17 protein-coding genes and 3 tRNA genes are annotated in these 19,402 nt (G+C 51.1%); 7 read left to right on the top strand and 13 right to left on the bottom strand.

What is annotated here, in order from left to right; all coding sequences use genetic code 11:
* Window positions 1-164 precede the first annotated feature (164 nt).
* The gene (locus ACTU3N_RS08650) at window positions 165-926 is read left to right on the top strand and encodes a hypothetical protein (protein ID WP_443085718.1); all 762 of its coding nucleotides are present in this window, start codon (window positions 165-167) and stop codon (window positions 924-926) included.
* A 47-nt stretch (window positions 927-973) separates the two neighbouring features.
* Here the strand turns inward: ACTU3N_RS08650 and ACTU3N_RS08645 are convergent, their stop codons facing one another.
* The 5 genes from ACTU3N_RS08645 to ACTU3N_RS08625 all read right to left on the bottom strand — a co-directional run bounded on the left by ACTU3N_RS08645 (window position 974) and on the right by ACTU3N_RS08625 (window position 6,342).
* Window positions 974-2,752: an aminopeptidase P family protein gene (locus ACTU3N_RS08645; RefSeq protein ID WP_443085717.1), complete on the bottom strand. Its 1,779-nt coding sequence runs from the start codon at window positions 2,750-2,752 to the stop codon at window positions 974-976.
* An 18-nt stretch (window positions 2,753-2,770) separates the two neighbouring features.
* Complete coding sequence (locus tag ACTU3N_RS08640) at window positions 2,771-4,228, bottom strand: AMP nucleosidase (protein ID WP_443085716.1); 1,458 nt, start codon at window positions 4,226-4,228, stop codon at window positions 2,771-2,773.
* Between the two features lie 129 nt (window positions 4,229-4,357).
* The gene (locus ACTU3N_RS08635) at window positions 4,358-5,335 is read right to left on the bottom strand and encodes an MDR family oxidoreductase (RefSeq protein ID WP_443085715.1); all 978 of its coding nucleotides are present in this window, start codon (window positions 5,333-5,335) and stop codon (window positions 4,358-4,360) included.
* Window positions 5,336-5,397: 62 nt separating this feature from the next.
* Window positions 5,398-6,039: an acrylate utilization transcriptional regulator AcuR gene (gene acuR / locus ACTU3N_RS08630; protein WP_443085714.1), complete on the bottom strand. Its 642-nt coding sequence runs from the start codon at window positions 6,037-6,039 to the stop codon at window positions 5,398-5,400.
* 114 nt (window positions 6,040-6,153) lie between these two features.
* Window positions 6,154-6,342, bottom strand: coding sequence for a YjfB family protein (locus ACTU3N_RS08625; RefSeq protein ID WP_443085713.1), 189 nt, complete (start codon window positions 6,340-6,342; stop codon window positions 6,154-6,156).
* A 779-nt stretch (window positions 6,343-7,121) separates the two neighbouring features.
* On the opposite strand from ACTU3N_RS08625, the gene ACTU3N_RS08620 reads away from it, so the two are divergent.
* Complete coding sequence (locus ACTU3N_RS08620; RefSeq protein ID WP_443085712.1) at window positions 7,122-7,925, top strand: DUF4225 domain-containing protein; 804 nt, start codon at window positions 7,122-7,124, stop codon at window positions 7,923-7,925.
* On the opposite strand, the gene ACTU3N_RS08615 is transcribed toward ACTU3N_RS08620, so the two are convergent.
* A complete protein-coding gene (locus ACTU3N_RS08615; RefSeq protein ID WP_443085711.1) occupies window positions 7,903-8,232 on the bottom strand; it encodes a hypothetical protein in 330 nt (109 codons plus the stop codon). The two genes, ACTU3N_RS08620 and ACTU3N_RS08615, sit on opposite strands and share 23 nt — an antisense overlap.
* 242 nt (window positions 8,233-8,474) lie before the next feature.
* The gene (locus ACTU3N_RS08610) at window positions 8,475-8,810 is read right to left on the bottom strand and encodes a helix-turn-helix domain-containing protein (protein ID WP_443085710.1); all 336 of its coding nucleotides are present in this window, start codon (window positions 8,808-8,810) and stop codon (window positions 8,475-8,477) included.
* Window positions 8,811-8,913: 103 nt separating this feature from the next.
* Here ACTU3N_RS08610 and ACTU3N_RS08605 point away from each other — a divergent pair, with 103 nt between their 5' ends.
* Together ACTU3N_RS08605 and ACTU3N_RS08600 are read left to right on the top strand one after the other, a co-directional pair.
* Window positions 8,914-9,150 (top strand): helix-turn-helix domain-containing protein, encoded by a 237-nt coding sequence (locus ACTU3N_RS08605; protein ID WP_443085709.1) that lies wholly within the window; start codon window positions 8,914-8,916, stop codon window positions 9,148-9,150.
* Window positions 9,151-9,257: 107 nt separating this feature from the next.
* The gene (locus ACTU3N_RS08600; protein WP_443085708.1) at window positions 9,258-9,485 is read left to right on the top strand and encodes a helix-turn-helix domain-containing protein; all 228 of its coding nucleotides are present in this window, start codon (window positions 9,258-9,260) and stop codon (window positions 9,483-9,485) included.
* A gap of 124 nt (window positions 9,486-9,609) precedes the next feature.
* On the opposite strand, the gene ACTU3N_RS08595 is transcribed toward ACTU3N_RS08600, so the two are convergent.
* Together ACTU3N_RS08595 and ACTU3N_RS08590 are read right to left on the bottom strand one after the other, a co-directional pair.
* Window positions 9,610-10,848: a tyrosine-type recombinase/integrase gene (locus ACTU3N_RS08595; RefSeq protein WP_443085707.1), complete on the bottom strand. Its 1,239-nt coding sequence runs from the start codon at window positions 10,846-10,848 to the stop codon at window positions 9,610-9,612.
* A 161-nt stretch (window positions 10,849-11,009) separates the two neighbouring features.
* Window positions 11,010-11,085 (bottom strand) — tRNA-Asn (locus ACTU3N_RS08590).
* A gap of 331 nt (window positions 11,086-11,416) precedes the next feature.
* Here ACTU3N_RS08590 and nac point away from each other — a divergent pair.
* On the top strand, window positions 11,417-12,334 hold the full coding sequence (nac, locus tag ACTU3N_RS08585) for a nitrogen assimilation transcriptional regulator NAC (protein WP_443085706.1): 918 nt from the start codon (window positions 11,417-11,419) through the stop codon (window positions 12,332-12,334).
* A 101-nt stretch (window positions 12,335-12,435) separates the two neighbouring features.
* Window positions 12,436-13,386 (top strand): HTH-type transcriptional regulator Cbl, encoded by a 951-nt coding sequence (gene cbl / locus ACTU3N_RS08580; protein ID WP_443085705.1) that lies wholly within the window; start codon window positions 12,436-12,438, stop codon window positions 13,384-13,386.
* Between the two features lie 32 nt (window positions 13,387-13,418).
* On the opposite strand, the gene shiA is transcribed toward cbl, so the two are convergent.
* From shiA to mtfA, 4 genes are all read right to left on the bottom strand, one after another.
* Window positions 13,419-14,735, bottom strand: a complete 1,317-nt coding sequence (gene shiA / locus ACTU3N_RS08575) for a shikimate transporter (protein WP_443085704.1) — start codon at window positions 14,733-14,735, stop codon at window positions 13,419-13,421.
* Between the two features lie 349 nt (window positions 14,736-15,084).
* Window positions 15,085-17,139 carry a metallophosphoesterase family protein gene (locus tag ACTU3N_RS08570; protein WP_443085703.1) on the bottom strand — a complete coding sequence of 685 codons (2,055 nt, stop codon included), beginning with the start codon at window positions 17,137-17,139 and terminating at the stop codon, window positions 15,085-15,087.
* A gap of 746 nt (window positions 17,140-17,885) precedes the next feature.
* Window positions 17,886-17,961: transfer RNA gene (locus ACTU3N_RS08565), tRNA-Asn, on the bottom strand.
* 95 nt (window positions 17,962-18,056) lie between these two features.
* Complete coding sequence (gene mtfA, locus ACTU3N_RS08560) at window positions 18,057-18,857, bottom strand: DgsA anti-repressor MtfA (protein WP_443085702.1); 801 nt, start codon at window positions 18,855-18,857, stop codon at window positions 18,057-18,059.
* Between the two features lie 89 nt (window positions 18,858-18,946).
* On the opposite strand from mtfA, the gene ACTU3N_RS08555 reads away from it, so the two are divergent.
* Window positions 18,947-19,036: transfer RNA gene (locus tag ACTU3N_RS08555), tRNA-Ser, on the top strand.
* Window positions 19,037-19,402: the final 366 nt, after the last annotated feature.

The following is a 19,402-nucleotide window of genomic DNA, read 5'->3' as shown; positions in this document are numbered from 1 at the left end:
ATTTACCCTGTCTTATTTTTTCCACTCTGGAAACTTGCTCGTAAAAATTTAATTAATCTTCCCTTTCAACTGAAAGTGGGTTGCTATCCACTCAGGAACACATCAGGATTGTTTGCAATTTCAGCAACACTGTTTTGTGTTTTAACCAAAGGATGGTGAAGGTAATGATAAGTAAGGAGTCTTTAAATGAATGGATCCGTGAACGTTTTGGGGATAAAGATCTGAAGATTGGTGATGTGCTTATAATGGAAGTACAGCGTCAGCCTTCATATCAGAAGTATTGTCAGAACCATGCGCCTAAACCTTTCGTCGGTCATCTTACTATGAACAGCGGCGTGGAGGTTATTGCCGACTATCTGCGGCAGCTCCTGAAGGTGGAATGGGGTGAGGAACAACGCAGCAGTAAGGCCTATTATGAGCGCTTATTGGAACGTATCATCGCGCTTGGCATCATATTTCCGCCGGACAGCATCGGTAAATATGCTTTTGAAGCTTTCGCTGCAGGGATCAGGGATTTTTCCGTAGCGGATCGCTACAAGCCAATGTTGTGTATGAGTCCAGTGGTCTCTTACGAGTTAGGGCTGTTGCAGCTCATTCATCAGCTATGCCAAATTTGCCTTGGTCTGTCAGGGATTTTTGGTGTTATTCAGGAAGAGCCGGATGAGGAAACTGTGTTATGCCATGCGGTAGCCGAGGAGTTCCTGATACCTAAGGCTGCGTTTTTTGAGCGCTGGCAGTCAGGACTCGCGCAGTGGCAGTCCAACCTGTGGCCTCTTGAGCAGTATTTCAAAACAGAACCGTCTCTGCTGGCTCGTCGTGCACGAAGCCTTGGTTGCATCAGCCAAAGAGAGTACAGCGATTTTATGACCACATATCATCAAGGCTTGCACCTTGATGATACTTGCCAGCACGGTAGTCTTCATTGACAGCAAAGCGAGAAGGGGCGTTTGCCCCTTCACCGGGAGTGCAATGCTTAATGCACCTGTACATTAAGCGGTGCGGTTGCTTCAAGTAGCCAGGCCCGGGACTCGCTGCTGACCAGTGGTAACAGGGTTTCGCGCACCCGCTGATGGTATTCATTCAGCCAGCGCTGCTCCTGTTCTGTTAGCTGGTTATGCTCAACCTGTTGCAAAGAGACAGGAATGAGCGTCAACGATACAAAACGGCAGAAACCCGGCTGGCTTTCAACGACTTCGACCTGGTTTTCAATACGCATACCGTACTGGTCTGCCAGGTAATATCCGGGTTCTATGGTCATGATGTTGCCCGGTGACAGTGGCCATGGGTTGTACTTCTTCGCCAGTCGCTGGGGTTGCTCGTGGATAAGTAGCTGGTGGCCTACGCCGTGGCCGACACCATGATCGAAATCCAGACCTAAGTCCCATAGCGGGCGTCGGGCGAGGGCATCAAGCTGATGCCCCATCGTACCGGCAGGAAATTGCGTCATGAACAATGATAAAAAACATTTCAGCACAGCGGTGTAGTGTTGCCGCTGTTGCTGGCTAAGCGGGCCAAACGATAACGTGCGCGTGGCATCCGTGGTGCCGTTTTGGTACTGGCCGCCGGAATCATTGAGATAGAAATTATCGCGGGTGATAGCCTTATTAGTTTTTTCGCTGCTGTGGTAATGACACATTGCAGCATTGCTGCCAAACGCTGAGATAGTGCTGAAGCTTTGCTCGATAAATCCTGGCTGCTGTTGGCGAAACGCCAGCTGTTTTTGCTGCGCTTCCAGCTCTGTGAGCGGGTTACCTGCCGCTGCACGGGCGGGAACTTCACGACTTAGCCAGGCCAGGAAGTTTACCCAGGCAGCGCCGTCTTGCTGGTGGCTTTCGCGGTAACCCGCCAGTTCGACCTCGTTTTTATGCGCTTTAATAAATGTTATCGGGTCGGCATCCCACAGCACAGTGCCGCCCGACTGCTCGACCGCAAAGCGCAGGGCGACCGGTGCAAAATTGCTGTCGAGCAAAAATTGTTTGCCTTGCGCTAACTGTCGGCAACGTGGCAGGAAACTGTCATCGCTACTGAGCGTCAGCGTTGACATCAGCCCGGCTGGCAAACCGGCACACTTTTGCGGGTCGACAAACCACTCCAGCGTGCCGTCGCTTGCCAGCAGCGCAAATGACTGCGCAACCGGATTCATGGCAATGTCCGAACCGCGTATATTCAGCAACCAGGCAATATTGTCCGGTTGGGTAATCGCAAGATAGTCAGCCCCTTTCTGTGCGACGAGACGGGCGATGCGCGTGCGTTTGTCGGTACTGCTCTCACCGCTGATTGTCACGGGCATTTCTCGGATAGCACCGCGCGGCGGGGCCGGTCTGTCTGCCCAGATAGCGTTAAATGGATCCTGTTCAAGCGTTACCAGCGTACAGCCTGTTGTACTTAAAGCCTGATACTGGCTGTTTACCATCAGCAGCGGTTCAAACCCAATACGGCTTCCTGCCGGTAGTGACTGCGCCAGGTACTGCTCCAGCGGCTCGTTATGCAGGTGGCGAACGCTAAATTCATGCATATCCACTTCGCTACGCACCTGCACCTGATAACGCCCATCAACAAAGATCAGGGCGCTATCGCGTAGCACCAGGGCCATTCCTGCACTGCCGCTAAAGCCGGTCAGCCATTTTAGCTTGTCATCATGTGGTGCGCAGTCTTCGCTTTGGTGTGCATCGGCGCGGGGAATGATAATTCCGTCAAGCTCAAGGGCGACCAGTTGGTCACGTAGTGCCTGCAACGGTGTAGTGGTTTGCATATTTTATCCTTGTTATGACTAGCGAAACGGCGGCTCATTGAAGGTACGCAGCTTGCGTGAATGCAGGCGATCCCCTTCGGCACGTAACAAATCGATGGCGCGAATACCAATTTGCAGATGTTCAGAAATCGCACCCTCATAAAAGCGGTTTGCCTGGCCGGGTAGTTTTATCTCACCGTGTAACGGTTTATCAGAAACACACAGCAACGTACCGTACGGCACGCGAAAACGATACCCCTGGGCGGCAATAGTGGCGCTCTCCATATCAATCGCCACGGCCCGGCTCAGGTTAAAACGTAGCGCGGACGCTGAATAACGTAGCTCCCAGTTGCGATCGTCTGTTGTGACGACCGTACCGGTTCGCAACCGTTGTTTTACTTCTTCGCCTGGCATATCGCTGACCGCTTTGGTTGCGTCATACAAAGCACGCTGGACTTCGGCAATACTCGGGATAGGGATATCCGGGGGCAGCACCGCGTCCAGCACATGGTCGTCACGCAGGTACGCATGTGCCAGTACGTAATCGCCAATCTCCTGGCTTTCACGCAGCCCGCCGCAGTGGCCAATCATCAGCCAGACATCCGGGCGCAGCACCGCCAGATGATCACAGATGGTTTTCGCATTCGAGGGACCTACGCCAATATTAATCAGCGTGATGCCCTGGCCGTCGGCAGTGATTAAGTGCCAGGCTGGCATCTGGTGCTTTTTCCACGCCAGATCGGAAATCTCTTCTTCTGGTGCTTCAGTGTCTGCGGTTATCCAGTTGCCTCCGGCGCATGACAGGGCAATATAAGGGCTGTTGGGATCGAGGATCTGGCTGCATCCCCAGCGCACGAACTCATCGACATAACGTGTGTAGTTGGTGAACAGCACGAACGGCTGAAAATGTTCAACCGGTGTGCCGGTGTAGTGCCGCAGTCGCGCCAGCGAGAAATCAACACGGCGGGCATCGAAATGAGACAGCGGGTAAAGTTCGGTCGGATGAAAAAGACCGTCGGCCGTTTCGTCACCAATCTGCGCCAGCTCGGTGGTGGGAAAGTGGCGCGTCAGGCCTGCGCTCATCGAACGATCCAGCGTCAGCGCTGAACCATCTATCACATACGGGTAGGGGATCTCATGTGCAGACAGGCCGACTGAAATTTGCGCGCCGTAATCCTGGCAGAGCAGCGTGAGCTGTTCGAGTAAATAGGGGCGAAACAGCGATGGGCGGGTGACGGTGGTGGTATAGCAGCCAGGATGGGTGAAGCGCGCATAGGCGCGGGCTTTCGGTGGATTAGTCGCGCTGCCATTCCAGCTCACTGACAGTTCGGGATAAACGAATAATCCATTAATACGCGCCGCAGCGTCAGGGATTTCACCGCTATCGATATAGCGACCTATAGCATCACGCAGGGCTTCGACCGAACGCTCATACAACGCTTCCAGTTGATCCAGCGCCTGTTCCGGGGTCAGATTTGTACGTTCATTCGTCATCATTATCTCCTTATCTGCTCTACAACTACACCGATAGTATGTCACAGGATAGGCAAACAGAAGCCGGAGCAAGGGGATTCAGAGGAAACTGGTGCGCAATCCGGCGTGCGGGGGACACGCCGGCGCGTCGGGTTAGCCGCTAATTTTTACCAGCGTACGACCCTGGATGTTGTTTTGCAGAAAATCGGCGGCAACAGCGGGAGCCTGCTCAAGCGTGATTTCCCGGCAAGCCTGCTGATAATACGCCTCGGGTAACAGCTGCGCGAGGCGAAGCCAGACTTCGCCGCGTTTAGCGGTGGGTACAGATACCGAGTCCACACCTTGCAGGCGCACGTTACGCAGGATAAACGGCATCACGGTGGTGGGCAGTGAGAAACCGCCAGCCAGGCCGCAGGCAGCAACGCAACCGCCATAATTTGTTTGCGCCAGCACTTTTGCCAGCACGTTGCCGCCAACAGTATCGACAGCCCCTGCCCACAGCTGTTTTTCCAGCGGACGCGTTTGCTCAAAATCACTGCGCGGCAGTATTTCATCCGCACCAAGCTGGCGCAAAAACGCGTGTGTCGCTTCCCGACCCGTTACCGCCGCAACGGTATAACCCAGTGCTTTAAGCAGGACAACGGCTGTGCTGCCCACGCCACCACTGGCACCCGTAACCACGACGGTGCCTGATTGCGGCGTAACGCCTGCTTCCTGCAATGCCATTACGCAGAGCATTGCGGTAAAGCCTGCGGTACCGATTATCATTGCATGACGGGCGCTTAAATTTTCCGGCAGAGGAACCAGCCAGTCACCCTTGACGCAGGCCTGAGCCGCAAGCCCGCCCCAGTGGCTTTCCCCCACACCCCAGCCCGTCAATAGTACAGCCTGGCTTGGCGTAAAACGCGGGTCGCGGCTTTCGCTGACACGACCAGAAAAGTCAATGCCGGGTACCATCGGGAACTGGCGGATAATTTTGCCCTGGCCGGTGATGGCCAGCGCGTCTTTGTAGTTAAGGCTGGACCAGTCAATATCGACCCGTACATCACCCTCACTCAGCGCAGGCAATGCGACATCTTTTACTGCCGCCAGGGTTTGGTTTTCTTTCTGTTCCAGAATTAATGCTTTCATGACTGCGTTTTCCTCGTAGGAATACGTGAATTTTCGGCCCGTAGTGCCGTCCTGTGCAGGTGTTATTTATGTGTAATGCTGTGGTGAAAAAACGCCCAGTACTGGTTGAGCGGCTCCGTTGAGCGAAACAGTTTGGCGCGCATCACCGCGCCTTCCCAGCCTGACCAGAAAAGGCGTGCCAGCCCCGATATTGCGGCATCGGGTGGCAGTTCACCCTGTTCTCTGGCTTCATCCAGGCAGCGGGCTACGCGCTTCTCCCAGTCCTCAAGTATTACCATCAGTTGGTTGGGGAATGTGGGCGGTAAAAGTGGCGTCTCCTGCAACAGGTTCCCCACCAGACAACCCCGGCGAAAATCATATTTCGCCATTCCCTGACCCGCGTGCTCTACAAAGGCCTCAAGACGTTGCAAAGGCGTGAGCCGGGTGTCTGTCAAAAATTTGTCCAGCATATGGGCGAAAAACGCGCCATAAGCGTTAAGAACCGCGAGGCCAAACGCTTCTTTGCTTTTGAAGCAGTGATAGAACGAGCCTTTGGGTACGGCGATATTTTTTATCACCGCTTCAATACCCGCCGCCAGGTAACCAGTTTCGGTAATGATTTCAAGACCGGAACGAATAAGCTCCGCGCGGGTATCGGTAAACTCTCGCTCAATCTTTGGCGGGCGGCCACGTCGGGCTTTTCGTGGTGCGACTGTTTCATTCATAATTTAGACCGATTGGTTTTAATTCGCCAAAGGCTACGCTGCGCGGGATAACTTAGCAAGCTAATTGCATAACAAGCGGGGAAAACGGGGGCGCATGTCCCCCTGAAAAACGACTTACGCGGTAGTATTAATATTTCGACCGATTGCCGGGTTAGACGGCAGCTGCGGAATTGCTTCGAGAATATTTGCTGCCACGGCTTGCTGATTATCAAGCGCTTTTTTCAGCACCAGCGTGCTGGTCTGGCTATTGAGCTGATAATCATTAAGGCTGCTGGATAATGCTACGATTTGTGATGAATCCATTTCGCTTATCCTGTAGTTGAACAAAAGGTATAAGGTTTGCACCTCATTGTTCTATCGGCTCAGGCAAAGGAAAACTTTNAGTGAACGGTGTTACCCATGTGCCGGGAAGTATACTTCCCGGCACAAAACGGCGTGCGCCTGTTCATGCGGGCTGGACGCCCTTATTCACTTGCGCATGGGGGTAATGTCGAGGCTGAACGCCACGCCAAAACCCCCAGGGTCAAAGGCGGCACACCGTCGCGCGCTACGCGCGACCCACCCCTTTAAGACGCGCGTTTTAGCCTGTTATTTCTGCTCCTTGTAAACTCGGCGCGAAATAACGGGAAACGCTGCTTTAAATGGGGTGGGTCGCGCCACGCTACCGGCTTTTTGCCGGAGACTTAGTCCCGACGGTGTGCGGGGCTTACGCCCCCCAAATAAACCGACGCGTGGGCGCGGCTGTTTGCAGGTGGGTTTGGCGACGCAAATTAGCAATTTCGTTGAAATTGAATTTACTCTCCTCATGCCACTTTTAAATTTTTGCAGCGAGCAAAAATTTAAAAGCCTCACCCCGTTACGCGCAGTGCCGTTTTCAACCATGCCAGTAATAATGCGGAGATCATTCATATTATTCGCCGACGGCAGCTATATGTTTCGCTGACATAAAATGGCTGGGGAGAAGAACTATATTTGACAGACAAGATTGTGTGGATTGTCTGCCTTCATAGCGTTAATGGATGTTGGCTAATCTTCACCAGAAAGTTAAGCTGTATCAGGAATTCTTAGACAAGAGGATGAAAATGGATATTGCGCTTTTTCCGGGACAGAGGAATCGGGCATGGGCAGAAACGATGATTAATCTCGAAGCCCGGAAGTTGATAAACACCGCTAATATGGTTGGCGGTAACCATCTCACGGATGGACTGGCACGGATTAAATTCATGGATGACATAAAATCCTTCATCATGGCGCAATTCGCTGCGACGCGTTCAGCAAAAAACGATGAAGAATGCATGCAATGTCTGAAAAACATCAGAGCCGAGAACGAAAGTTTACTTGAGCAAAGCCATATGATTCGTGCCCGTGTCGCTCAGGTCTATGCGCAGGTGGAGCTGGTAAAGGAAAATAACAAAATAGTTGGATATATGATTTCATCTGTAAAAGTTGTTGTGTCTGGCTTGCAGATTGCTGCTGGTGTCGCGGCGATGCTGACAATGAATCCTGTTGGCGCGCTTGCTGGTGCTATTCTGATCCTGGATGGAGCAAACGGAATTTCGCGTGAAATGAACAGACAGCTCCTGAACAGACCTGGCTCAGAAGGGATGGTTGCAGATGGCGTAATGGACATTGCCCATTTTATGGGTTTCCGACGCGAGTCCGGTCTGGGTATTTATAACAGTGTCAGTCTGGCTGCAAGTGTATATACGGTGTTCGGTGCGATTCGAAAACCAGAGGCATGGCGTCTTTTTCGTTACCTGCCTCTTGATTTCTACCGTAAGGTGGATGGTATGAACAGAGCTAAACTTACTATGAAAATTATTGGCTGGGGCGTTTCAGCAAGAGTTGTTTTTGACTTAATGACTACTCAGCCTCAGCAGAATTAAGGTACTTTTTTCTGTAACGCCAGGCTTTATAGGTGATAACCGGGGGCTGGAAAAACCATGTAATAAGCAACACTATTACCAGCGAAACGCCCCCGGAAATGATGTTATGTTGCTCAGAAAAAAGTACGAGCGCCACGAAAAGTATCATAACGCCAATAGTTATGCTGATAACCATTCTGAAGCGGTTGCCCAGTTCAAGAACAACTTCCAGTAAAGAGGAACCATAACGTTCTACGTTCCTTTTCAGATGGCCCACCTCTTTGGCCGTAAAGCCCGATTTAAGTAATTCTGTTTCCAGATTAGTCATATCCCCCCCGTTGTTAATCCGCAAAGTATAACGTGACATGCCCTGTGTGGAAGCGTTTTAAAGTTAACATTATCCTAATTCTGGCAGCCGCCCTGTGGTACAGGATACAGTTGCCCACTCAATATATCGATAATAGAGACTGATGTATGGATGCTGTCGGTACACCAATGCGACTTACCATCAGCGAGGCCGGCGAGCGGGCCTCGCTGGACGAACATATAAGCGTGTAAAAAACGAGTTCATTAAAGTGCTTCAAATCTCCTGGTTAAGTTTGTCCCGGTAATTAAAGCATCCTCACTTTTTGCGGTCTCTCCGCTTGTTCCGACCGGGTGATTCGACAGCGGCTTCCTGATTTTGTGCCTGCTGTCGCTGTTAATGTAGCGGGCGGGCCAGATCACCGAAGGATGCACACCCAGCGCAATGGCAATGAGCCACTCGCCTCTGGGCCATGGGCGAGTATGAGCATTAGCAAGCGTCGGAGAGGCAAGTCCTGCTTCACGCGAAACTTTCGCAAGGTTGGTGCCGCTCTTATGCAGTGCGGCGATGATATCAGCCTTATGCCAGTCTTTATCAGTCATTTTGTTTTCCCCATTGGTTAACAAGGCAACTTCATTATCCTGTTTTGGGATAATTTTGTAAATGACTGATATTCGATTTTAGGATAATTATCGGGTATCACGAATGGCTTCTATTTATTCAGAACAATATCAGTTGCTCATCAAAAAATTGCGGCAAGCCAGACGCGATCAGGGCTTAACCCAGGCTGCTGTTGCGGAGCGCCTGGGGAAGCCGCAGTCGTTTATTGCAAAAGTGGAGAATGGTGAGCGGAAGCTGGATGTGATCGAGTTTATTCATCTTGCGCAGCTGCTTTCATTAGATCCGGCGGGTGTTATAAAAAGCATGATGAATGAGATGTAATTAATGTGGTGAATGGTTTGTCATCATTTATTAATTCCCATAATCCCATTTTGGGATAAATTAGTCATTAAAAGATAGTGGCTTCAATAATTTATTGAGGCATGAAAATGAGTTCGGTTTACTCTACTGAATATCAGATGGTCATAAAGGCCTTGCGGGAAGCCAGGATCGCCAGCCATATAACTCAGGATGAGCTTGCCAGAGCATTTGGTCGTCCTCAGTCCTTTATCGCCAAGGTTGAAAGTGGCGAAAGACGATTAGATGTCGTCGAATTCGTGAAATTATGCCGCCTGGTGCATATTAGCCCGGACAGCATTTTACGGAAGATAAAATAGGCCTCTACGCGGCTAAGTTAAAATTCAGGGTCTGTCTATGCATTACGAAGCACAATAAGGCAGCTCCTTTTCAGTAACTGCCTCTGCCATAAAGCTTTCGTTCTGCCTAATCTGCTGCCTGATATTACCGGGCGTAAATATATGGCGCGACATACTCCATCCGGTTCATATCCAGATAATCCGACCACCACTGCATCATCGCTTTGCGGGCGTCCAGGTATTCCGCTTTATGGATATAAGTCGCCCGGACGCTGTTTCGCTCCTGGTGGCTCATCTGCCTTTCAACCGCATCCTGAGACCACAGGCCGGATTCCATCAGGGCGCTACAGGCCATAGCGCGGAAGCCGTGGCCACATATCTCTTTTTTCGTATCGTAGCCCATCAGGCGCAGCGCCTTGTTGACAGTGTTTTCACACATTGGTTTATAAGGATTATGGTCGCCGGGAAATACCAGTTCCCGATCGCCGGATATTTCCTTTATCCGTTTCAGGATTACGATAGCCTGCCGGGAGAGGGGTACAATATGCGGTGTACGCATCTTGGCTCCGCGCCCGGAATAACGAACGCCAGCGATGGCTTCGCGAGTCGCAGGGAGTGTCCAGATTTTGTTTCCGAAATCTATCTCTGTCCAGCGGGCAAAGCGCAGTTCGCTGGAACGAATAAACAGATGCAGGGTTAATGATACCGCAAGCCGGGTCAGTTCACGGCCCTGCTGATAACCGTCAATTCGTGCCAGAAAATCCGGTAAACGCTCAAGCGACAGGGCAGGATAGTGGCGTGTCACTGGCGGCGCAGTGACGCCTTCAAGATTCGCCGCCGGGTTGAGTTCAATCAGATCCTGATGCACGGCATAGCGCATGATGTTGCAAAGATGCTGCCGGATGCGGGACACCACTTCAAGCAGACCTTTTTTCTCGATGCCTTTCAGCAGGTCGATAAAATGACGGGTTTTGAGTTCAGTTACAGATAAATGACCGATTACCGGAAAGACATGGTTATTCAGGCTGGCAAGCAGACGGGCAGCGTGGTTTTCTGACCAGGCCCGGTTACTTTTGTGCCAGCTCAGCGCCACGGCCCGGAAAGCGTCTGAAGGAGCGCGGGCGGCGATACGCTGCCGGGCAGGATTGATATTTTGCGCAAGCATCCTGCGGATACCTTCGCGTTGCTGGCGGGCATCGGCCAGGGAAACCACGGGCCAGGCACCTAAACCAAGGCGGGTTTCTTTACCATTGATACGATACTTGAGATACCAGAGACGTGAACCGCCTGGATTGACGAGAAGATAGAGGCCGTGTGCGTCGGATACTTTAAAAGGTTTGACTGAAGGTTTGAGACTGCGGATTTTCGTGTCGTTAAGAGACATGTGGTGGTCACTCCATAATCGAACTGAAATGACCCCAAATCAGACCACCAATGGTTCCCGATGCGGAGGGAAAAATCAAAATGCAGCGGGAAGAGTTTTCACGCTAACTTTTTGAATCCGCATTACATAGAGATTCGCGAAGATGCATGAGAACAAAGATTTGGCTCCTCTGACTGGACTCGAACCAGTGACATACGGATTAACAGTCCGCCGTTCTACCGACTGAACTACAGAGGAATCGTGTGAACGGGGCGCATATTAGCGATGACTATCTTGCTTGTCAAAGGGTGGAGCGCTCGCGCGAGTTTGTTTGCTGAGAAAATGGGCAATCTGATGTGCTGGTAAGCATTTAGCGCAAAATGCGCACCATTTTGGTGCGGTCTACCATTATTGGGGCAAATTCAAACCACTGTTTCATTAATAACACCGCGTTATACAATTAGAATCTCTTATAATCCAGCCGTTTAGGTATAATTAAAGAAATCATTGAAATCTGGCAAGTATATTGCAACTCCTGTTACGACAAGGGTGCCGGCGTTGGCAAAGGTGTTCCGTAACAGGAGGCAACATGAACTTAAGACGACTAAAATACTTCGTAAAAATCGTCGATATTGGTAGCCTGACTCAGGCAGCTGAAGTATTGCACATTGCGCAGCCCGCGCTGAGTCAACAGGTCGCGACTCTGGAAGGTGAACTGGATCAGCAATTGCTCATCCGTACCAAGCGAGGCGTGACGCCCACGGAAGCCGGGCGTATTCTTTATACACATGCAAGGGCTATTTTGCGCCAGTGTGAACAAGCGCACCTGGCGGTGAATAACGTTGGTCAATGTTTGCGTGGGCAGGTCTCTATTGGCCTGGCTCCGGGGACGGCGGCGTCGGCGATCACCATGCCGCTGTTACAGGCTGTGCGTAAAGAGCTGCCTGAAGTGATGGTTTACCTGCATGAAAACAGCGGCTCTGTATTAAATGATAAATTGCTCAGCGGCCAGCTGGATATGGCCGTGCTGTATGAGCGCGCGCCGGGTGCAGGGATTACCAGTCTACCGCTGCTCAAAGAAGATTTGTATCTGGTGGGGACCCGTGACTGCCCCGGCCAAAGTATCGATCTGACGGCGGTCGCCGAGATGAATCTGTTCCTGCCGGGTGATTACAGCGCCGTGCGTTTACGTGTTGATGAAGCCTTTTCTCTGCGTCGCCTGACAGCGAAAATCATCGGTGAAATCGAATCCATGACCACGCTGACCGCAGCTATCGCCAGCGGTATGGGTGTCACGGTGTTGCCAGAGTCTGCGGCGCGTTCGTTATGCAGCGCGACCAATGGCTGGATGGCAAGAATCACGACGCCGTCAATGAATTTGCCGCTGTCGCTGAATTTATCTTCCCGCGGCTCATTGTCGCCGCAGGCGCAGGCGGTAAAAGATATTTTAATGTCTTTGGTCAGCCGCCCGGCGATGGAAAATCAGGCGTTACAGTTGGTGAGTTAATGATTATTCCATAATGGAATAAGATGCTGGTTTTTATTATTTGTTCTGCCGGACCGCAGACTTTAACAATAGCGTTATGTCTGTCGGGCCTGGAGGAAAGGGTGAATTTCCAGCAATTAAAAATTATCCGCGAGGCGGCGCGGCAGGATTACAACCTGACCGAAGTCGCCAACATGCTTTATACATCGCAGTCTGGCGTCAGTCGGCATATTCGCGAGCTCGAAGAAGAGCTGGGAATAGAGATCTTTATTCGTCGGGGTAAGCGGCTGCTTGGCATGACCGAGCCGGGCAAGGCGCTGCTGGTCATCGCTGAACGTATCCTTAATGAGGCGAGCAATGTCCGCAGGCTCGCCGATCTTTTTACTAACGATACCTCTGGCGTGCTGACCATCGCCACCACCCATACCCAGGCGCGATACAGTCTGCCGTCGGTCATTAAAGCCTTTCGCGCGCTGTTTCCCGAAGTGCGTCTTGAATTGATTCAGGGGACGCCGCAGGAAATTGAGCTGCTGTTACACAATGGCGGGGCGGATATTGGTATTGCCAGCGAACGGTTAAGTAATGACAGCGCGCTGGTTGCCTTTCCCTGGTTTCGCTGGCACCACAGTTTGCTGGTGCCGCACGATCATCCGCTGGCGCAGGCCGCGACGTTAACACTTGAAGAGATTAGCCGCTGGCCGTTGATTACCTACCGCCAGGGGATCACCGGGCGTTCACGCATCGATGAAGCGTTCGGTCGTAAGGGGCTGACGCCTGACGTGGTGTTAAGCGCGCAGGATTCCGACGTTATTCAGACGTATGTCGAACTGGGCCTCGGCGTCGGGCTGGTGGCCGAGCAGTCCGCTGGTGAAAACGAAGCCGGTAAGCTGGTGCGGCTGGATACGCGTCATCTGTTTGACGCGAACACCGTCTGGCTGGGGCTGAAGCGCGGCCAGTTGCAGCGTAACTATGTCTGGCGCTTTATCGAACTGTGCAATGCCGGTTTGTCGGTTGATGATATTAAGCGCCAGGTGATGGAGCCGGACGAAGCGGCTATCGATTATCAAATTTGAGCAAAAGCCTGCTTGTCGCAGGCTTTTATCGTTTAGCGCGGCTGTGGTTTGATAAACAGTGCCGTGATAGCCGAGATTAAACAGCCCGCCAGCAAATAGATAGCAACCGCATGCCACTCGCCTGCACTAAAGGTCAGCAGCGTGGCTGCAATAAAGGGCGTGAAGCCACCGCCCACCACACTCGCGACCTGGTAACCGACACCTGCGCCACTGTAACGATATCCCGCCCCGAACATTTCAGTAAACATCGGTTGCTGAACGCAGACCACCATATCGTGCGCGATATTCGCCAGCATTAGCGAGAAGATCACCACGCCGATAATTGAGCGGGCTTCCAGCGCCATAAAGAAAGGGAAAGCGCTCAGCGCGCCCAGCAACGCGCCGGTAATATAGATACGCCGACGCCCGTAGCGATCCGCCATCCAGGCGAACAGGGGGATCGTCAGGCAACTGATACCGCCCACCAGCAATCCGATATTCAGAAACAGCTCGCGCGGCAGGCCCAGGTTCTGCGTCGAGTAGTTAAGCGCGAACGCGGTGACGATATACATGGTCAGTAATTCACACAAACGCAGGGCGATAATTTTCAAAAAAGCCCCCGGATGGCGCACTAACGCCTCGAACACCGGCAGGCGATTTTTCGCTTGTTCTTCTGGTTTTGCCTGCGCTTGTTCGAACTCGACGGATTCTTCCATACCCTTGCGCACCCATAGTGCGCCGACTACCAGCACGATGCTGAATAAAAAGGGTAGACGCCAGCCCCAGCTGAGGAACTGCTCGTTGGTGGTCAGGCTGCTGATAAGCGACACCAGCCCGGTAGAGAGCAGCAAACCGACGCCATAGCCAACCTGCACTCCGCTACTGTAAAACGCTTTTTTCCCGGACGGTGCGTTTTCTACGGCCAGCAATGCCGCGCCACCCCATTCACCGCCGACGGCAAACCCCTGGATAGCGCGCAGGATCACCAACAGCGCAGGCGCCCACCAGCCAATGGTGGCGAAGGAGGGGAGCAGCCCGATGCAGGCGGTGGCAATGCCCATCATCCAGACGGTCATCATCAACATCCGTTTACGGCCCAGTCGGTCGCCGAAATGGCCGAAAATAATGCCGCCAAGCGGGCGGAATAAGAAACCGACGCCGAACGTCGCAAAGGCGGCGAGCGTACCCATGGCCGGGTCGATTTGCGGAAAGAACTCGCTGTTGAATACCAGCGCTGCGGTGATGCCATAGAGTAAAAAATCAAACCAGTCGACCACCGCACCGGCAAAGCTGCCCCAGGCAGCGCGGCGGGCGCGGGTACATGAAAGCGCCTCCTCGTCGGCGCGAGGTGTTACGAGCGTGGATGCCATAATTGTCTTGTCCGTTCCTCAAATTTATAAATTTTTTTGTTATTAAACCAGGGAAGAGATTACTCACAGTGCACGCAGCAAAATAAAATCGCTACTGAGACTACCGTGACAACCGGCGGGTGAAAACCTTTTTCAAAAGACTTTTGTTAAAAGGCTGAAGGTCACTCAGGGAAAATATAATTCAGGCCAACGGCAGAAGAGGGCGGTTGGGGGAAATATGCACATATATAAAGCAAAAACCCCAAAAAGAGAGTGGGTTTTGATTATTTAGGTTGGCAGTGAAAACTGGCACAGAGAATAAGGGTTAATGCCCTGGTGTAATATAAACGCTGTGCCAGGCTTTCAGTATTTACTGGCCACTTGTTTCTGAGGGCTGTATTTCCATACCGTCGCGCTTCAGCACCCATTCCCGGGAAGCCTGCGTATCGTCATTTCCGGTTGTGTTACAGTTGGCAATTTCCGCAATGCTCGCAGATTCGCCCGTTGCCCGTACGCACCCCTTTGTTTTGTACTTATTGACTAAGAAATAGCTTTCCTGATTGTTAGGTAACAGCCATAGCCGCATGGAGGTCAGATCGTCTGTCGTATTATCCCCTTTACAGGCACCCAGAGAGAGATTGTCATCGGCACTGTTGGTTTTCAGGCACAACGTGGAATCCACAGTGGAGACAAACTTGTTATACCCTCCGCTTCTTTCCTCAAGGCTAAAAAAAGTTTCCGGTTTGCTGCAATCATCGAGCGTTACATTTGCGCCGGCAACTGCCGCCAGACATAACGCATTCTCACCCCTCGTCGCTATCTGGATACCGGTTGGTTTGGCATCTGGGGTATGAACTGCTTCTGCTGCTTTTCCTGCTGCTTCTATCTGGGCTATTACTTCAAATGGTTCAACACCTACTCCTGGTGACGAGCCAGTGTTATTTTGTTCGACGTCGGTCATGCAAAGCTGGCCATAATAACTTACATAGTTAACGTAGCCAGTTTTGGCATTATATTGCGTCGTGGACATGCATTTGCCAGAAAAATCCACATCCAGAAAATCCCCTTTAAACAGTGCTCCGCTGTTATAAACCGGGACCCGACCAAAGAATGAATCACCGCCATTACGGTTAGCGACGCCTGCCTGATGTGTATGTCCAGCAAAAACGGCTAACACCGGATAATTGTTCATAAGGTAGTTGAATTCATTTCTTTGCGCAGGGGTTGAGCTGCTTTTAAAATGGTCAAATGCATCATGCATATTCACGACTGCAACTTGCCCATTAGCCTGAGCTCTGTTTAATTCCTGCTGAAGAAATGCTAATGACGGATTAATATCTATAACACTAAGTGCCCAATGGTCGAGCCATGCATCATAGGTCGGGTAGTTCTGGAGCTGAATAAAGCGGATATTGCCATAACTCCATGCGTAGGCGAGGCTGCCGGAAGAGGAAGTTGTATTCCAGTTGTAGGTGACTTCGGGCAGAAAATTTACATAATAATTCACTATGGCGCCAGCCATCGCCTGAACAGAATGACGGGCGCAGGCATTGTAACTTAAATCGGGCCAGTCAGTACAATCACCGACGTTATTAGCATAGTCATGATTACCCAAACTCCAGTAATAATTAATATCGAGCCCGTTGTTTAGTGTACCGTCATAACTGCTTCGTTGTGCATCCCGTCCGAATTCAGTCACATCGCCGTTTATTATCATAAATTTTGCGTAACTGGCATACGTGCCCATTCCGTTGAGGACGGAGCGCATAAAAGCTTCCCATGGTCCCTGATTATTATTAGGGTCGGCGCTGTTATCTAACCGCCATGCCTGAGTGTCGGAGCCAACGATAATGGAATAGTATGTCGGCGTTGAGAGTGTGGTCAGAAAATAGTTGATCAAAACCCCATCGTTGTCCTGGTCGACATCCTCTGTGTATGTCAGCGAATATTGATCAGAGCTGGAACTGGAATTTGCCGCGAATAAGCGGAGATTACTTGAATTATCAGTCAGGGTGAGGGTAAAGCGTTCACCGCTGGACGCCTGATATTCCACGGTTCCACCTGCTCCCTCAGGAACACCACCCGGGGTTGAACTCGGTTTGCCTGTGCAGCCCACTGTGGTGGTCAGGGTTACATGGCCGTTTGCAGGAACCGTGTCCGGTGCGCCACTCCCCCAGCAGGCGTCAGCTAATGTGGAGCTGACTTTTGACAGTTCCAGGTCTGACGAGTTAAAAAAGTTGACCGTTACAATACCTGCCCCGGATGTCGTTTCAGTGGTGGATGAGTCTGCTGTAGCTGTGCTGGCAGATTCGCTGGTTGTCTGACTTGTACTGGTATCGGTTGTGCTGGTGGTGTCTGCTGAGAAGGCAGAAAAACAGAGCACAGCCAGTGATAACAGTGAATATTTAAAGAATAATGTTTTCATATCAGCCTACCATCATATATTTATTAAAAAGGTGAAAAGCTTAAATATTTTCAGGTGAATGAGGACTAGCGGTTAATGACAAATCCGCAGAGGCAAATGTTTGCATTTGTGGACAAAGAAAGCATAGTTGTTATGAGTGAATATATTTTTCGGGCAAGAAGATGAAAACACCAGGTGCCGTGCCTTTACAATATAGGGATTTAATTCCAGTAAGTTAGTAACAAATGCAGGAAAATAATGAGATAAAACAGCTATTATTTTAAGATAATTCATTAATTAAATGCTTGTATTAATATGGCAGGTAAATGATAAAGGCTCATTGGGGAAATGTTCCTGACAAGGATAGTTAAATATTTCTGGGTTAACGTATTGCTTGAATAATAAATTACCCCGCGAAGATCGAATGCAAAACGCGTTTTTCTGCCATTCGATGGTTATTAATGATAGGAGGTATACGTATATTCGCAGGGTACAGAGGCAAAAGTGGTGGCGAAAATTCTGCTTTAACCGCAGGGAAGTGACAGACGTGTGAATCCGGGACTTTAAAGGATTTGGCTGAAGATTTGAAGCCGGGGATTTTTCTGGCATAAGGAAGTCACTCCCTCATCGAACTGAAATAAGTTCAAATCAGACCTACGGGTTTCCGGATGTGCAGGTAAACGATTTCATGCGAATTTTTTCAGTCCGGAAGCATCCATCAATTCGCGAAAAGCAAAAACCCCGCCGAAGCGGGGTTTTTAGGAATCTGGCTCCTCTGACTGGACTCGAACCAGTGACATACGGATTAACAGTCCGCCGTTCTACCGACTGAACTACAGAGGAATCGTGTGAACGGGGCGGATACTACTTACCCCGTGCTTATGTGTCAACATTAAATTTAACGTGCTGATTCAACTGGCTAATTAAAGCACAACTGTTCAATGAAGCTGCCGGGCGCGCTCTGGTGCATCCTCCACGCCTCCACGCAGGCGGCTGAGCGGGTCCTGGCCATAGAAATGGCAGAAACGTTGCCAGAGCGCGGGGAAACGTGGGGCGAAAAGTTCAGGTGCGCTGAAAAAGTACTCAGACAGCACCGCAAAGCACTCCGCCGGATCGGTAGCAGCGTAAGCATCGATACTGGCAGCGCTTTCACCGACCAGATCGATTTCATCCTGGATGTTATCCATCGCGGCATGCAGGTCATGCTCCCAGCCAGCAACCTCACGCAGCGGAATCAACGGGATACCGCTTGCGCGATCGCCGTTACGCATATCAAGTTTATGAGCGACCTCATGGATGATGAGATTAAAACCGGAAGCATCAAACGAGTCCTGAATGTCCAGCCAGTTCAGAACGACAGGGCCTTGTTGCCAGCTTTGCCCCGACTGAACCATGCGCTGGTTATGCACCAGCCCAATTTCATCTTCCCACTCATCGTCAACGATGAAAGGGGCAGGGTAAATAAGCACCTCGTGAAAACCATCCAGCCACTCCAGACCCAGTTCGAGTATCGGGAGGCAGAACAAGAGGCTGATACGTGCGCTTTTCAGTGCATCTAAATCGAAACCTTGCAATGGCACCAGGCGTTTTTGCTGTAAAAAACGGTCTGCCAGCTGAACAAGCTTCAACTGCTCGTCTGGCGATAGGTTCGCCAGTACAGGGATTTTTAATGCTTCTTCCCACGGGAACATCGTGTCACCGTCAGAATCTTTAATTTTCCAGGGCCACTTAATCATCATTTTGCTCGCAAACTCGCCACTTGAACCCGAATAACGGGACAGGGTCTGTTAAAATGCCAAATTACCTGGCATCATGACAACTTCTGAACGGAGAGATGCCGGAGCGGCTGAACGGACCGGTCTCGAAAACCGGAGTGGGGGCAACTCCACCGGGGGTTCAAATCCCCCTCTCTCCGCCACTATTCAAGCACTTAGCTCACCTTGTGTCAGTGACACAAATCTCGTTGAGAAAACGGGTTGTGAAAAATTATCTCAGCGCGGCACGCTATGCAGCTCTTCGCGGCAACCTTCTCACGTCAGATCTGGGTTACATAGTAGCCCCGTTTGGATCTCTCTGCGCGGGTAAAAGCGCTGATAAAATGCCGGATGGTATATTAAGACAATCTTTTCGCCACGCATAAAAAAGCCCGTGTTGTACGTAATACCGTTCACTTAAGCGGAGCGGTACTGCGTTTCACCGGATAACGGGTTTTTGACATCTTAACCGCCCTCGGCCTTGATGGTCGGGGGCGTTTTGTTATAAACACTGCTTCCAGATTTCCCCG

This window comes from Vagococcus sp. WN89Y (genome assembly GCF_052220145.1).
Classification (GTDB): Bacteria; Pseudomonadota; Gammaproteobacteria; order Enterobacterales; family Enterobacteriaceae; genus Kosakonia.
Note: the sequence above shows the minus strand (reverse complement) of the source record. Positions and strands in the feature narration are given on the sequence as shown.

Bases quoted from the DNA above. Each gene is read 5' to 3' on its own strand.
- ACTU3N_RS08570 (WP_443085703.1), bottom strand. From the start codon at position 17,139: ATGAAAACATTATTCTTTAAATATTCACTGTTATCACTGGCTGTGCTC.
- ACTU3N_RS08650 (WP_443085718.1), top strand. From the start codon at position 165: ATGATAAGTAAGGAGTCTTTAAATGAATGGATCCGTGAACGTTTTGGG.
- ACTU3N_RS08625 (WP_443085713.1), bottom strand. From the start codon at position 6,342: ATGGATTCATCACAAATCGTAGCATTATCCAGCAGCCTTAATGATTAT.
- ACTU3N_RS08640 (WP_443085716.1), bottom strand. From the start codon at position 4,228: ATGATGACGAATGAACGTACAAATCTGACCCCGGAACAGGCGCTGGAT.
- mtfA (WP_443085702.1), bottom strand. From the start codon at position 18,857: ATGATGATTAAGTGGCCCTGGAAAATTAAAGATTCTGACGGTGACACG.
- shiA (WP_443085704.1), bottom strand. From the start codon at position 14,735: ATGGCATCCACGCTCGTAACACCTCGCGCCGACGAGGAGGCGCTTTCA.
- ACTU3N_RS08645 (WP_443085717.1), bottom strand. From the start codon at position 2,752: ATGCAAACCACTACACCGTTGCAGGCACTACGTGACCAACTGGTCGCC.
- ACTU3N_RS08595 (WP_443085707.1), bottom strand. From the start codon at position 10,848: ATGTCTCTTAACGACACGAAAATCCGCAGTCTCAAACCTTCAGTCAAA.
- ACTU3N_RS08620 (WP_443085712.1), top strand. From the start codon at position 7,122: ATGGATATTGCGCTTTTTCCGGGACAGAGGAATCGGGCATGGGCAGAA.
- ACTU3N_RS08610 (WP_443085710.1), bottom strand. From the start codon at position 8,810: ATGACTGATAAAGACTGGCATAAGGCTGATATCATCGCCGCACTGCAT.
- ACTU3N_RS08635 (WP_443085715.1), bottom strand. From the start codon at position 5,335: ATGAAAGCATTAATTCTGGAACAGAAAGAAAACCAAACCCTGGCGGCA.
- nac (WP_443085706.1), top strand. From the start codon at position 11,417: ATGAACTTAAGACGACTAAAATACTTCGTAAAAATCGTCGATATTGGT.
- ACTU3N_RS08615 (WP_443085711.1), bottom strand. From the start codon at position 8,232: ATGACTAATCTGGAAACAGAATTACTTAAATCGGGCTTTACGGCCAAA.
- ACTU3N_RS08605 (WP_443085709.1), top strand. From the start codon at position 8,914: ATGGCTTCTATTTATTCAGAACAATATCAGTTGCTCATCAAAAAATTG.
- acuR (WP_443085714.1), bottom strand. From the start codon at position 6,039: ATGAATGAAACAGTCGCACCACGAAAAGCCCGACGTGGCCGCCCGCCA.
- ACTU3N_RS08600 (WP_443085708.1), top strand. From the start codon at position 9,258: ATGAGTTCGGTTTACTCTACTGAATATCAGATGGTCATAAAGGCCTTG.